A 13,145-nucleotide genomic window follows, 5' to 3' on the forward strand; every position below is an offset into this window, starting at 1 on the left:
GCTCCCGACGAACCTGATTTTCCCGTTTTCCACCCTGGAAGGCCAATGATGACACCGCAGTCCTCCGCCATGCCGGCCCTCGTGCCGGACGATGCCCCGCTCTGTGATCCGGTTACGCTCGAGATCATCCGCGGTGCTATCATGGCGACCCAGCGCGAGATGGAAGCCCTGATCGAACGCACCGCGATCTCGGCCTTTATCCGCGAGAAGAAGGATTTCTACACCGCGCTGTTCGACGAGCGCGGCGTGATGGCGGTGGGCTCGATGGTGCCGATCTTTGGAGACCTGACGAGCCCGGTGTTCGAGCATTTCCCGCGCGAGACGATGAAGCCGGGCGATCTCTACTGGTACAATGACTGCTATGGCTCGAAGGGCGCCGTGACCCATTCGAACGACCAGGTGCTGCTGGCCCCGGTGTTCCATGGCGAGAGGCTCTGCGCCTTCGTGATGAGCTGGGCCCATTTCGCCGATATCGGCGGGCTTCATCCGGGCTCGATCAGCCCCGATGCCACCTCGATCTATCAGGAAGGCATCATCGTGCCGCCCACCAAGCTCGTGGATCGCGGTACGGTCAACGAGGCGGCGCTCGCGATCTTCCACCGCAATTCGCGCTTCCCCGCCCAGAGCGAGGGCGACATGTCGGCGCTGATGGCCTCGGTCAAGCTCGGGGTGACGCGCGTGGCCGAGATCGTGGCGCGCCATGGCGCCGACACGGTCTCCGATGCGTTGGCGCAGCTGCTCGAACGCACCCGCACGCTGGTGCGGCGCCGGCTGGCCGAGACCTTCGACTACGGCACCTACAAGTTCGCCGACCAGATCGACAGCGACGGGCATGGCAACGGCCCCTTCACGCTGCGCTTTGCCATCACGCGCGAAAAGGGCGCCGATGGCGAGGACCGGTTCATCTTCGATGCCACCGAAAGCGACGACCAGGCGCCCGGCCCGGTCAACCTGATCATGAACAAGGGCGTGCCCGGCATGGCGCTGGGGCTCTATTTCCTTGGCGGGGACCCGAGCCAAGTGGTCAATGCCGGCGGCCCGCTCGCCATCGACGAGGTGCGGCTGCGCGAGGGCTCGATCGTCAATCCGCGCTTCCCGGCGCCGCTCGGCATGCGCGGGCTCACCGTGATGCGAATGCTCGCCGTGCTCAACGGGCTGGTCAATCGCGGCAAGGGCGGGGCGCCCGCCGCCCATTCGGCCTATGTGGTGACCATCATGCGCGGCACCTTCGGCAAGGAGACGGGGACGCCCAAGCCATTCCTCCTCGCCGACGGCATCGGGGTGGGCTATGGCGCCCGCGATTTCGCCGACGGCATCGATGCGGTCTATTTCGTCGCGCAGGAGAACTATCCCGTCGAATTCCTCGAAGCGGGCTATCCCATCCGGCTGATGCAATATGGCGTGGTGCCGGATTCGGGCGGGCCGGGGCGCTGGCGCGGCGGCACCGGCATCATCCGCGAATACGAGATCCTCGCCGACGAGGCGCTGCTCGCCATCCGCATCGACGGGGTGAAGAACCCGCCCTGGGGCTATGCCGGGGGCATGTCGGGCGGGGGCGGCCATATCGTGGTCAATCCCGGAACGCCGCAGGAGCGGGTCATTCCGCCGCTCTCGGACGGCACGGCGCTGAAAAAGGGCGACATCCTGCGCATCCGCACCGGCGGGGGCGGGGGGATGGGGCATCCCTTCGACCGGCCGGCCGAAAAAGTGCTCGAGGACGTGCTGGGGGGCTTTGTGTCCGCCGACGCGGCGCAGCGCTTCTATGGCGTCGTGATCGCAAATGACGCGATCGATGCGGACGCCACCGCGCGCCTCAGGGCCGACCGCCCCGCCACCAAGGCCTTCCACCGCAACACCTATGTCGACGAGCTCGCCTGATGGCCACTGATACCCGCTCCTCCCTCGCCGTTGCCGTGGATATCGGCGGCACCTTCACCGATGTCGCGCTGGTCGACGGATCGGGCCGCTCCTGGCGCGCCAAGACGCCCTCGATCCCGTCGGACCCGTCCGAGGCCTTCCTCAACGGCATAAGGCTGGCGCTCGAACAGGCCGGCGCCAGCGCCACCGATCTCGACCAGGTGCTGCATGGCACGACGGTCGCCACCAACATGATCCTCGAAGGCAAGGGCGCGCGCACCGCGCTCGTGACGACGCGGGGCTTCCGCCACGTGCTGGCGATCGGCCGGCAGGACATTCCGCGCAAGGCCAATCTCTATACCTGGGTGAAGCCTGTGCCGCCGGTGCCCGCGAGCCGGATCCTTGAGATCAACGAGCGTGTCGCCGCCGGCGGCGCGGTGCTCGAAGCCCTCGACGAGGCAAGCGTGCGCGAAGCGGCCAGGCGCATAAGGGGCATGGATGTGGGGGCCGTCGCGGTCTGCCTCATCCACGCCTATGCCAACCCGGCCCACGAAAAGCGCGTTGCCGAAATCCTGCGCGAAGAACTGCCGGGCATGGCGGTGACCGTCTCGTCCGACGTGCTGCCGGTGGTGCGCGAATATGAGCGCTCGCTGACCACCGTGCTCAACGCCACGGTGATGCCGGGCGTCACCTCCTATGTCGCAAAGCTCGAACAGCGCCTGCTCGACGAAGGCTCGTCGGTGCCGCTGATGCTGATGCAGTCGAATGGCGGGGTCGCGGGTGCGCCCAAGATCCGCGTCGCTCCGGCGCTGACCGCGCTTTCGGGCCCGGCGGCCGGCGTCGTCGGTGCGCGGGCGGCGGCCGAAGCCTGCGGCATCTCCGACATCATCACGGTGGATATCGGGGGCACGTCGGCCGATATCTGCCTGATCAAGGACGGCAAGATCGGGCTCACCCAGTCCGGCGCGGTGGGCGAATGGCCGCTGGCCCTGCCGATGGTCGACATGATCACCATCGGGGCGGGCGGCGGATCGCTGGCGCGCATCAAGGATGGGTCGCTGACCGTCGGGCCCGAAAGCGCCGGGGCCCGGCCGGGCCCTGCCTGCTATGGACATGGTGGCACCGAGCCGACCGTAACCGATGCGCATGTGGCGCTCGGCCAGCTGCCGGCGCGGCTTCTGGGCGGGCGCATGGTGCTCGACATCGAGGCGGCCAAGGCGGCGGTGATGTCGGTGGCAACCCCCTTGGGGCTCGATCTCGAAACCGCCGCGCGCGGCATTCTCGCCATCGTGGACCACCACATGGTGGGCGCCATGCGCGTGGTGTCGGTGGAGCGCGGGCATGATCCGCGCAATTTCACCCTCGTGCCCTTTGGCGGGGCCGGGCCGCTGCATGGCTGCGCGCTGGCCGACCTGCTCGGCATCCGCCGCGTGCTGATCACCCCGGCGCCGGGCGTGCTCTGCGCCGACGGGCTGCTCGCGGCCGACCTCAAGAGCGAGTTCTCGCGCGCCATGGCGCTGGCCGGGCCGATGAACCCGGACGAAACGGCCCCGATCATCGCCGAGCTCGAAGCCCAGGCTGCTGCCTGGCTCGACGAGGAAGATGTGGCGCCCGAGGCGCGCCGGGTCGAGACTGTCGCGCTGATGCGCTATGCCGGGCAGGGCGGCGAGATCGCGGTGCCCTATGCGCCGGATCGCGCGGTGGTGGAGGAGAATTTCCGGCAGGCGCACAAGGCGCTTTACGGCTTCAACCTCGGCGCGCCCATCGAACTGGTGACGCTGCGCGTGCATGCCACCGGCATTGCCGCCGTGCCGCCGGGCGTGACCCTCGAGCCCGGCGAGACGCCGGCGCCGACCGAGTTCACCGCCGTGCGCATCGATGGGGCGACCCGCGAAGTGCCGGTGCTGGAGCGCGCCGGCCTCGGGGCCGGGGCGCGATTCGTGGGCCCGGTGATCCTCACCCAGCTCGATACCACGACCTTCGTGGCGCCGGGCTGGCAGGGCGAAGTCCACCCCTCGGGCGGCATCATCCTGTCGCGGGTGAACCCATGAGCAGCCAGAGCCTCGAACCGGTCTTTGCCCATATCGGGGCGCGCGACGAGGAGTATGTCGCGCGGCTCATCGACTATGTGCGGCATCCCTCGATCAGCGCCCACAATATCGGTATCCGCGAAGTGTCCGAACTGCTGGTGGGGATGCTGGGCAAGCTGGGGCTTGAGGTGGAGGCCATTCCGACCAAGGGGCACCCCTTCGTCCTCGCGCGTTACACCGTCGATCCGGCCAAGCCCACCGTGCTGCTTTATGGCCATTACGACGTGCAGCCGCCCGATCCGCTGGAGCTGTGGAAGAGCCCGCCCTTCGAGCCGACCATCCGCGACGGCCGCATCTGGGCGCGCGGAGTGGGCGACAACAAGGGCCAGCATTTCGCGCAGATCCTCGCCATCGAGGCGCATCTGGCCGTGCATGGCACGCTGCCGTGCAACCTGATCTTCCTGCTCGAGGGCGAGGAGGAGATCGGCTCGCCCCAGATCGCCGATTTCGTGCGCGATCATCGCGACCAGCTCAAGGCCGACCTCGTGGTCACGGCCGACGGCCCGCTGCATGAATCGGGGCGCGCCACGCTGACCTATGGCGTGCGCGGCATGACCTCGTTCGAGTTGCGGGTGAAGACGGCGGCGCGTGACGCGCATTCGGGCAATTATGGCGGGGTGATGCCCAACGCCATCTGGACCCTCGTCCACCTGCTGTCCACCATGAAGACCGCGGACGGGCGCATCACCATAGATGGCCTGCACGACCCCATCGTGCCGGTTACAGAGGCGGAGATCGAAGCGACGAAGGCGCTGCCGCTCGATCTGCCCGGCTATATGGCGGATATGGGGCTTTCAAAGCTCGATGCCCCGGCGGACCGCCCGTTCTGGGACCGGCTGATGTTCCACCCCACCCTCACCATCAACGGGCTGCATGGCGGCTATGGCGGGCAGGGCTCGAAATCGGTTTTGCCCTGCGAGGCCTTCGCCAAATGCGACATCAGGCTGGTCGAAGCGATGACGCCCGACCAGGTGATGGCCTGCGTGCGCGCCCATGTGGCCAAGCACGCCCCCGAGGTGGAGGTGATCTTCCATGGCGGAATGCTGCCCTCCAAGACGGACTTTTCGAGCCCCTGGGGCGCGGTGATCGCCGAGGCCATCACCGAGGCGCGCGGCGAGCCGCCGCTGGTCTACCCTTGCGTCGGCGGCAGCCTGCCGGACTATGTCTTCACCAAGATCCTCGGCGTGCCGGCCTTCGTGATGCCCTACGCCAATGCCGACGAAGCCAACCACGCCCCCAACGAGAACATGGAAATTGCCCTGTTCCTCAAGGGGATCAGGACCGGCGCAGCGCTGCTCGACCGGCTGGGGCGGGTGTAGGGGCACTGCGACGGGGTGTGCCCGACCCTCGTGCTTCGAGACGCGCCTGCGGCGCTCCTCAGCATGAGGGTCTCAGGGGGGCCGTGTGATACGACCTCATGGTGAGGAGCCCCGCAGGGGCGTCTCGAACCATGGGGTCTTCTGATCCTCACGCCCCGACCAGTTGCTCCCGGCCTACGGGATGGTAGCAGGCTACCGCCGTCGTGCCGGGGCGGGGGGTGAGGAGGGGTTCCTCGCCGCGGCAGATGTCGGTGGCGCGGGGGCAGCGGGGGTTGAAGCGGCAGCCGGGCGGGGGATCGACCGGGTTGGGCGGTTCGCCCCGGGCGGCGGTGCCGCGGGCGAGCCGGGCGCGAGCGGGATCGGGCTCGAGCGCCGAGCCGCGCAGCGCCACCGTATAGGGATGGCTGGGGGTGACGAGCACCTGGTCGGCCGCGCCCATTTCCACCGCGCGGCCCAGATACATCACCATCACCCGCGAGGATATGGCGCGCACCACGGCGAGGTCGTGGGCGATGAAGATGATGGCGATCTCGAGCCGCTTCTGCAGGTCGATCAGCAGATTGACCACCTGCGCCTGCACCGAAACGTCGAGCGCCGAGACCGGCTCGTCGCAGACCAGCACCGAGGGCTCGGCGGCAAGGGCGCGGGCGATGCCGATGCGCTGGCGCTGGCCGCCCGAGAATTCATGTGGGAAGCGCGTTGCGGCGGCCGGGTCGAGCCCGACCGAATCGAGCAGTTCCTCGACCCGCTGGCGGCGCGCGGCGCCCTTGGCGAGCCCATGCACGTCGAGCGGCTCGGCGATGATGTCGAGCACGGTGCGGCGCGGATTGAGCGACAGATAGGGATCCTGGAACACCATCTGCACCTGCCGGCGCAGCGCCTTGTCGCGGCGGATGGGCGCACCGCGGAAGAGGATCTCGCCCTCATCGGGGGTTTCGAGCCCGACAAGCATGCGGGCGAGCGTCGACTTGCCGCAGCCCGATTCGCCCACCACCGAGAGCGTTTCGCCCGGGGCGACGGCAAGGCTTACGTCCTTGACCGCATGGAAGGGTTTGCCGAACAGGGCGCCGCCGGCGCGGAAGGTCTTGGACAGGCCGCGGGCCGCGAGGATGGGCTCAGCCATGGGCAATCTCCACGAGCGGATAGTGGCAGGCATGGCTGCGCCCGTTGGGGCCGGCAACCAGTTCGGGGCGGACCTTGTCGCAAAGCTCGCCGCGCCGCGCGCAGCGCGGATGGAAGGCGCAGCCTGGGGGCAGGGCGATGAGGCTGGGCGGGGCGCCGCGGATGGGCTCGAGCTTTTCCACCGTCTCGATGCGCGGCGCCGAGGCCATGAGCGCCGCTGTATAGGGATGGGCCGGGGCGCGGAAGATGTCGTCGACAGCGCCGGTCTCGACGATGCGCCCGGCATACATCACCGCGACGCGTTCGGCAGTGCGCGCCACCACGCCCAGATCGTGAGTGATGAGCAGCATGGCCATGCCGAGCTCCTCGCGCAACTCATCGAGCAGGTCGAGGATCTGGGCCTGCACGGTGACGTCGAGGGCGGTGGTGGGCTCGTCGGCGATCAGCACCTCGGGCTTGAGCGCAATGGCGAGCGCGATGAGGATGCGCTGGCGCATGCCGCCCGAGAACTGATGCGGGAAATCGTCGATGCGGCGGTCGGCCGAGGCGATGCGCACGGCGCGGAGCAACTCGATGGAGCGCTCGCGCGCTTCCTTTTTCGAAATGCCCAGATGGGTGCGGTAAAGCTCACCGAGCTGGTCCCCGATCGAGAGCACCGGGTTGAGCGCCGAGAGCGCATCCTGGAAGACGAGGCTGATGACGCGGCCGCGCAGCTTGCGCTTGGCATCTTCGTCCAGCGTCAGCAGGTCATGGCCCGCCAGCTGCATGCGCTTGGCGCTGATGCTGGCATTGCCCCGCACGATGCCCATCACCGCGCGCGTCGAAACCGACTTGCCCGAGCCCGATTCCCCAACCAGCGCAAGCACTTCGCCACGCTTGAGGGTAAACGATACGTCGCTGACCGCCTTCACCTCGCCGCGCAGGGTGCGGAAGGTGACATCCAGCCCCGAGACGGAAAGGACGCTGGGTTGGTCTGCCTGTTCTGCCATCGGTGACAGTGCCTCGCTTCAGAATTGTACGACAATCCTTGACACGGCTTCGGCCAAGCCGCAACACTCAGGTGCCAATCCAACTGCGAGACACTGATGATCCGCAAGATTACGAATGCCCTGACCCGTCGCGCCGTCCTGATGGGCGGCGTCGTGATGGCCATCGGTATGGCCGGCATCGGCGCCGTGAGCGCGCAGGACGCCGCCACCCGCATCGTCATCGGCACCACCGCCGATGTCGTCAACTACAACCCGCTGGTGGGCAATTCCCGCTCCGATACGTGGGTCACCAACCTCATGTATCCGCGGCTCATGCAGATGACGCCTGCGGGCTCGAAGGACCCGTATGTCGCGCTCGACTGGGGCTATTCGGAGGATGGGCTTTCGGCGTGGATGGAAATCCGTGACGACATGACCTGGAGCGACGGCACCCCCTTCACGGCCGACGACATTGTCTTCACCATCACCGCAGTCACCACCGAGAAGATCGGCGTTACCGCCGGCCTCATCCCCTCCTTCGTGAGCGCCACCGCCGTTTCGCCGACGCGCGTCGAATTCGTGCTCAGCCGTCCCGACAGCACGTTCCTCACCAATTTCGGCTTCTGGATGCCGATCGTGCCCAAGCACGCCTTCCCGGAAATCGGGTCGGTCGGCACCTTCGCCAATGACAGCAACTGGGTCTCGGCCGGCCCGTTCCTTCTGACCGAAGTCGAGCGCGGCCAGCGCTACCTGCTCAAGGCCGTCGAGAACTATCCGCTGGTCGAAACCGGCCGGGCCAATATCGACGAAGTCGAGTTCCGCGTGTTCCCGGACGTCAATGCCCAGGCGCTCGCTCTGCGCGCCGGCGACCTGGACATCATCGCCAACGCGCTGCCCGCCCCGATCGCCCGCACGCTGCAGGGCCAGCCCAACATCACCGTGGCGCAGGCCCCCTCGCTGGGCTGGGCGCACATGCTCTACAACCTGCAGCGCGCCCCGCTCGACAATGTGCTGGTGCGTCGCGCCCTCGCCCATGCGGTGGATTATGACGCCATCCGCGGCATCGCCATGCAGGGTCTGGCCGAATCGACCAATTCCTCGGTGATCTCGCCGGTTTTGAGCTACTGGGCCGATCCGGAAGCCAAGGAATATGCCTTCGATCCCGAGCTCTCCAAGCAGCTCCTGACCGAAGCCGGCTATACCGATGCCGATGGCGACGGGTTCTTCGACAATCTCTCGCTCTCGCTGCTCTATGAGCAGAGCGCTGCCGACATCGCCAACTGGGCCCAGATCGTCAAGGACAGCTCGGCGCAGGCCGGCATCCGCATCGAGCTCGTCGGTCTCGAGCGCAACACCTATCTCGCCCGCGCCCGCGAGCAGAAGGATTTCGACATCTATGCCGGCACCTGGGCCGTGATGGAAGAGCCGGCCGCCTATCTCGGCCTCGCCTTCCGCACCGGCGCCTTCATCAACTACGCCTCGGTCTCCGATCCGCAGCTCGAAGCCTATATCAACGAAGCCCAGGCGGCGACCTCCCCCGAAGCGGCCCGCGTGCCGGTGCAGGCGGCGGCAAAGCTGATCCAGGACCAGGTCTACGACAACGTGCTCTACTACCAGACCTTCCAGTTCGCCTATAACAGCGAGCGCTGGGAGAATTTCGTGATCCAGCCCTCGGACCTGCTCTCGCTGGTGAACCCGCTGTCGCTGGCCTCGGTCACGAGTAAGAACTGAGACTGACGTGCATCTGACCGGCTATTTCTTGCAGCGACTGCTGCGCGGCCTGGTGACCTTCTGGTTCGCCGTGACCGTCACCTTCTTCCTCGTCCGGCTTCTGCCGGGCGACCCCGTGTCGGCTGTGGCAAGCCCCAGCATGACGGAAGAAATCCGCCAGCGGCAGCTGGAGGTGTATGGCCTGGACCGGCCGCTTCTGGCCCAGTACTTCGCCTATCTGGGACAATTGGTGCAGGGCAATCTCGGCATCTCGTTTCTCTCGAGCCAGCCGGTCAGCAAAATCCTGATGGAGCGTCTCCCGTGGACGCTCCTTCTCACCGGCACGGCGCTCGTCGTCACCGTGCTTCTGGGCATCCCGCTCGGGGTGCTCGCCGCAACCCGCGCCCGGGGCTGGGTCGATCAGATCGTCCAGGTCTCGGGCGTCATCGGGCAGTCGCTCTTCGTGCCCTCGATCGGCATCTTCCTGCTCTATACGCTGGGGCTGCTGGCCGGCTGGTTCCCCATAGGCGGGGCGGTCAAGTCCGACCTCACCGGCTTTGCCCGCATCGCCTCGATCGCCCATCATCTGGTGCTGCCCTGCCTGACGCTGGTGATGGCACAGCTAGCGGGTTACGTGCTGACGCTGCGCGCCACCCTCATCGAGGCGCTGGGCGAGGAATATTGCGACCTGGCGCGCGCCAAGGGCACGCCCGAAAGCAAGGTGATCTGGAAGCATGCGCTGCGTAACGCGCTCCTGCCGACCACGACGCTGATCGGCTTGCAGATCGGCTTTCTCGTCGGCGGCGCGGTCCTGACCGAAACCATCTATGCCTATCCGGGCGTCGGTCGCGCCATTTTCGAAGCCGTCGGCCAGCTCGATTTCCCGGTGCTGCAGGGCGCCTTCGTGCTGCTCGCCGCAACCGTGGTGATCGCCAACCTCGTCACCGACATGGCCTATGGCCTCCTCGATCCGCGGGTGCGTGCCGGATGAGTGCTTCCAACATGACCCCAGCCGCCCCCGTCGCCGCATCCGCCGGCACGACGCCCGCCGCCGGCGGGCTGCTGGCGCCGGCCGACCTCACCCCCGGCCGCCGCACCTGGCGCGCCTTCAGCCGCAATCCGCTCGGCATGATCTCGCTCGCCATCATCCTCGTGATGGCGGTGGTGGCGATCGCCGCGCCCCTTCTGGCAAAATTCCCCAGCGGCTATGGCCGCGACATCCTGATGCCGCCTTCGGCCGCCCATCCCTTTGGCACGGACGATCTCGGTCGCGACGTGCTCGCGCAGGTGATCTGGGGCACGCGCATCTCGATGATCATCGCGTTCGCCGCCTCGTTCCTCGCCATCCTGATCGGGGTGGCGCTGGGGGTGCTGGCCGCCTATGCCAAGAGGCTCGACGGCATCGTCTCGACGCTCGTCGATGTGTCGCTTGCCCTGCCGGTCCTGCCGCTGATGATCCTCGTGGCGGCGCTGATCGGCCCCTCGGTAACGACGCTGGTGGTGGTGATCGCGCTCTTTTCCTGGCCCGAAGTCACCCGCATCGTGCGCTCGCAGGCGCTCTCGGTGACGCGGCTGCCCTATGTGGATGCCGCCCGCACCATCGGGGGCAGCCATTTCTGGATCATGACGCGCCACATCCTGCCCGCGGTGGCCCCGATCATCGTGGTGTCGGTGGTGCTGACCGCCTCGCGCGCCGTGCTGTCGGAAGCCGGGCTGTCGTTCCTCGGGCTCGGGGATCCCGAAAGCTGGTCGTGGGGCAAGATCCTCTACAACGCGCAGCGCTCGGGCGCGCTCACCATCGCCTGGTGGTGCACGCTGTTTCCCTCCATCGCCATATTGCTGCTCGTGGTTTCGGCGACGCTGGTGTCGATCGCCTATAATGACGCGCGCAACCCCAAGACACGCGAAAACTGACGCCTGTTCTTGAGGGCGGGTCCGGGTCGCCTCGAGCGGCCGGCCCTTCCCTTGCCACCGAGACGGAGACTTTTCCAGATGAAGCAACGCCTCTCGCGCGAGACCTATCTCAGGATCCAGGATGGGCTGCGGACCCGCATGGAGGCCCAGGGCTTCGACGGGCTTCTAGTCGATGACCATCATCATGTGGCCTATCTGACGGGGTTCTTCCATTTTCCCAATGAGCGGCCGGCGGCGGTGTGGCTGACGGCGAAGGACTGCATCCTGCTCGTGCCGGCGCTCGAGGCCGACCATGCCGAAAAGCAGAACACGGTGGCCGACTATGTCGTCTATCCCGAGTTCCCAGGCATCGAGGATGCGTTCTCGATCCTTTTGTCCAAGGTGAACCCCACCGGCCGGATCGCCTATTCGCCCGAGACCCCGGCGGGGCGGGTGGAGAAGTTCCGGCGCTTCGCGCCTTCTGCCGATTGGGTGATGTCCGAGATCGTCGAGGAGGCGCGGCTCATCAAGTTCCCCGAGGAGATCGTGCTGCATCGCGAGGCGGCGCGTATTTCAGATGCGATGGTGGAGGCCGGCCTCAAGCTCATTCGCGACGCCATGGCGGCGGGCGCGCCGCTTCCCAGCGAGGCGGAACTGGCCAGCCACGTGACGCGGTTCGGCATTTCCACCATGTATGCCGAGCATGAGGATGTGGTGGTGGGCCGCATGCTGGCCGGCGGGCTGGTCTATACCGGCAAGAATGCCGCCTTTCCCCATGGCCTGCCTTCGGCCGAGCGGGTGAAGCCGGGCGAGACCTTCATCCTGTCGCTCGGCTGCGCGGTGGGCGGACGCTTCGCCGAGAGCGAGCGCACCTTCGTGATGGGCGAGCCGAGCGCCGAGCAGCGGCGCTATTTCGACGTTGCGGCACGGGCGCAGGCGGTGGGCACCGACGCGCTCATCGCCGGGCGACCCTGTTCGGAGGCCAACCGCATCTGCCTCGACGTGATCCGCGAGGCGGGCATGGCGCAATATCTGCGCCACCGGCAGGGGCACGGCATCGGCATCTGGCTGCACGAGCCGCCCTGGATCGCCGATGGCGACGACAGCCCGCTTCTGCCCAATATGATCGTGTCGTCCGAACCCGGGCTCTATATCCCCGGCCATGGCGGCTACCGCATCTCGGACACGGTGCTGATCACCGAGGCCGGGCCGGAGCGGCTGACGACGCGGCCGCGGCTGCTCGACGACTGCATCATCGCCTGAACTCAAGACAAACGAGGAGAGACCCATGGACGTGACCATCAACGGAGCACGGCTCAACATCGAAGTGCTGGGCGCCGACAACAAAGACGCCCCGGTGATGATCGTGCACCATGGCGCGCCGGGCCTCGGAAGCAGTGCCGAGCCCCGCGCCTCGTTCGGGCCGTTCTCGGACGAGTATCGCGTGGTGATCTTCGATGCGCGCGGCAGCGGCGCCTCGGAGGATCGCGAGCCCTTCACCCATGAGCAATGGGCCGCCGATGTCGAGGCGATCCGCGAGTGGATCGGGGCCGAAAAGATCATCATGGCCGGCGGCAGCTATGGCGGTTTCATCTCGATGGAATATGCCATCCGCTACCCCGACCGCGTGCTCGCGATGGTTCTGCGCGATACCTCGGCCGACAATGCGCATCGCGAGCTTTCGCGCGCCAATGCGCTGGCCTCGCCGCGCATCGAGGTCGACATGGAGCTCTTCGAGCGCATGATGTCGGGCAAGACGCGCGACAATGCCGACCTCAAGGCGGGCTGGGCGCATATCCTGCCGCTTTATGACCACGACCTCGACATGAACAAGGTCCAGTCGCGCATCGAGAACACGCCCTATCACTATGCGACGCATAATTATGCCTTCGCGGTGAACCAGCAGAATTACGACCTCAAGGACAAGCTGCCGGGCATCACCGCCCCGACGCTGATCACCGTGGGCCGGTATGACTGGATCACGCCGGTTTCGGCCTCCGAGACCATCCACCGGCTGATCCCAAATTCGGAACTGGTGATCTTCGAGAAGTCGGGCCATTCTCCGCAGATCGAAGAAGCCCCGAAATTCCAGGCGACGGTGCGCGATTTCCTGCGCCGGGCGTTGAAGCGGGGCTAAGACAAACGACAAGGCTTCCACTCCCTTGACCAAGCCGACACCGGAAGAG

Annotated in this window: 10 protein-coding genes; 8 read left to right on the top strand and 2 right to left on the bottom strand. The window is 67.0% G+C overall.

Features of this window, described 5'->3' with window-relative positions:
* The first annotated feature begins 45 nt into the window (after window positions 1–45).
* The 3 genes from BT183_RS13460 to BT183_RS13470 are packed head-to-tail and all read left to right on the top strand — an operon-like array spanning window position 46 to window position 5,266.
* Window positions 46–1,878 (top strand): hydantoinase B/oxoprolinase family protein, encoded by a 1,833-nt coding sequence (locus BT183_RS13460; protein ID WP_210185473.1) that lies wholly within the window; start codon window positions 46–48, stop codon window positions 1,876–1,878.
* Window positions 1,878–3,908, top strand: a complete 2,031-nt coding sequence (locus BT183_RS13465; protein WP_072343938.1) for a hydantoinase/oxoprolinase family protein — start codon at window positions 1,878–1,880, stop codon at window positions 3,906–3,908. Before BT183_RS13460 ends, BT183_RS13465 begins: the two co-directional genes overlap by 1 nt.
* Window positions 3,905–5,266, top strand: a complete 1,362-nt coding sequence (locus BT183_RS13470; RefSeq protein WP_072343941.1) for a M20/M25/M40 family metallo-hydrolase — start codon at window positions 3,905–3,907, stop codon at window positions 5,264–5,266. The genes BT183_RS13465 and BT183_RS13470 overlap by 4 nt, the downstream gene beginning before the upstream one ends.
* Before the next feature lie 148 nt (window positions 5,267–5,414).
* Here BT183_RS13470 and BT183_RS13475 read toward each other — a convergent pair whose 3' ends face one another.
* Together BT183_RS13475 and BT183_RS13480 are read right to left on the bottom strand one after the other, a co-directional pair.
* A complete protein-coding gene (locus BT183_RS13475) occupies window positions 5,415–6,389 on the bottom strand; it encodes an ABC transporter ATP-binding protein (RefSeq protein ID WP_072343944.1) in 975 nt (324 codons plus the stop codon).
* Window positions 6,382–7,377 carry an ABC transporter ATP-binding protein gene (locus tag BT183_RS13480; protein WP_072343947.1) on the bottom strand — a complete coding sequence of 332 codons (996 nt, stop codon included), beginning with the start codon at window positions 7,375–7,377 and terminating at the stop codon, window positions 6,382–6,384. Before BT183_RS13480 ends, BT183_RS13475 begins: the two co-directional genes overlap by 8 nt.
* A gap of 96 nt (window positions 7,378–7,473) precedes the next feature.
* Here BT183_RS13480 and BT183_RS13485 point away from each other — a divergent pair, with 96 nt between their 5' ends.
* From BT183_RS13485 to BT183_RS13505, 5 genes are all read left to right on the top strand, one after another.
* Window positions 7,474–9,087, top strand: coding sequence for an ABC transporter substrate-binding protein (locus BT183_RS13485; RefSeq protein WP_072343950.1), 1,614 nt, complete (start codon window positions 7,474–7,476; stop codon window positions 9,085–9,087).
* A 7-nt stretch (window positions 9,088–9,094) separates the two neighbouring features.
* The gene (locus BT183_RS13490; RefSeq protein WP_072343953.1) at window positions 9,095–10,057 is read left to right on the top strand and encodes an ABC transporter permease; all 963 of its coding nucleotides are present in this window, start codon (window positions 9,095–9,097) and stop codon (window positions 10,055–10,057) included.
* 11 nt (window positions 10,058–10,068) lie between these two features.
* Window positions 10,069–10,980 (top strand): ABC transporter permease, encoded by a 912-nt coding sequence (locus BT183_RS13495; RefSeq protein WP_072344784.1) that lies wholly within the window; start codon window positions 10,069–10,071, stop codon window positions 10,978–10,980.
* 78 nt (window positions 10,981–11,058) lie between these two features.
* Complete coding sequence (locus BT183_RS13500; protein ID WP_072343956.1) at window positions 11,059–12,222, top strand: M24 family metallopeptidase; 1,164 nt, start codon at window positions 11,059–11,061, stop codon at window positions 12,220–12,222.
* A 25-nt stretch (window positions 12,223–12,247) separates the two neighbouring features.
* Window positions 12,248–13,096, top strand: coding sequence for an alpha/beta fold hydrolase (locus BT183_RS13505; protein WP_072343959.1), 849 nt, complete (start codon window positions 12,248–12,250; stop codon window positions 13,094–13,096).
* Window positions 13,097–13,145 lie beyond the last annotated feature (49 nt).

The organism is Devosia enhydra (assembly GCF_900119845.1).
Lineage (GTDB): Bacteria > Pseudomonadota > Alphaproteobacteria > Rhizobiales > Devosiaceae > FPKU01.

Bases quoted from the DNA above. Each gene is read 5' to 3' on its own strand.
- BT183_RS13465 (WP_072343938.1), top strand. From the start codon at position 1,878: ATGGCCACTGATACCCGCTCCTCCCTCGCCGTTGCCGTGGATATCGGC.
- BT183_RS13475 (WP_072343944.1), bottom strand. From the start codon at position 6,389: ATGGCTGAGCCCATCCTCGCGGCCCGCGGCCTGTCCAAGACCTTCCGC.
- BT183_RS13500 (WP_072343956.1), top strand. From the start codon at position 11,059: ATGAAGCAACGCCTCTCGCGCGAGACCTATCTCAGGATCCAGGATGGG.
- BT183_RS13485 (WP_072343950.1), top strand. From the start codon at position 7,474: ATGATCCGCAAGATTACGAATGCCCTGACCCGTCGCGCCGTCCTGATG.
- BT183_RS13460 (WP_210185473.1), top strand. From the start codon at position 46: ATGATGACACCGCAGTCCTCCGCCATGCCGGCCCTCGTGCCGGACGAT.
- BT183_RS13505 (WP_072343959.1), top strand. From the start codon at position 12,248: ATGGACGTGACCATCAACGGAGCACGGCTCAACATCGAAGTGCTGGGC.
- BT183_RS13480 (WP_072343947.1), bottom strand. From the start codon at position 7,377: ATGGCAGAACAGGCAGACCAACCCAGCGTCCTTTCCGTCTCGGGGCTG.
- BT183_RS13470 (WP_072343941.1), top strand. From the start codon at position 3,905: ATGAGCAGCCAGAGCCTCGAACCGGTCTTTGCCCATATCGGGGCGCGC.
- BT183_RS13495 (WP_072344784.1), top strand. From the start codon at position 10,069: ATGACCCCAGCCGCCCCCGTCGCCGCATCCGCCGGCACGACGCCCGCC.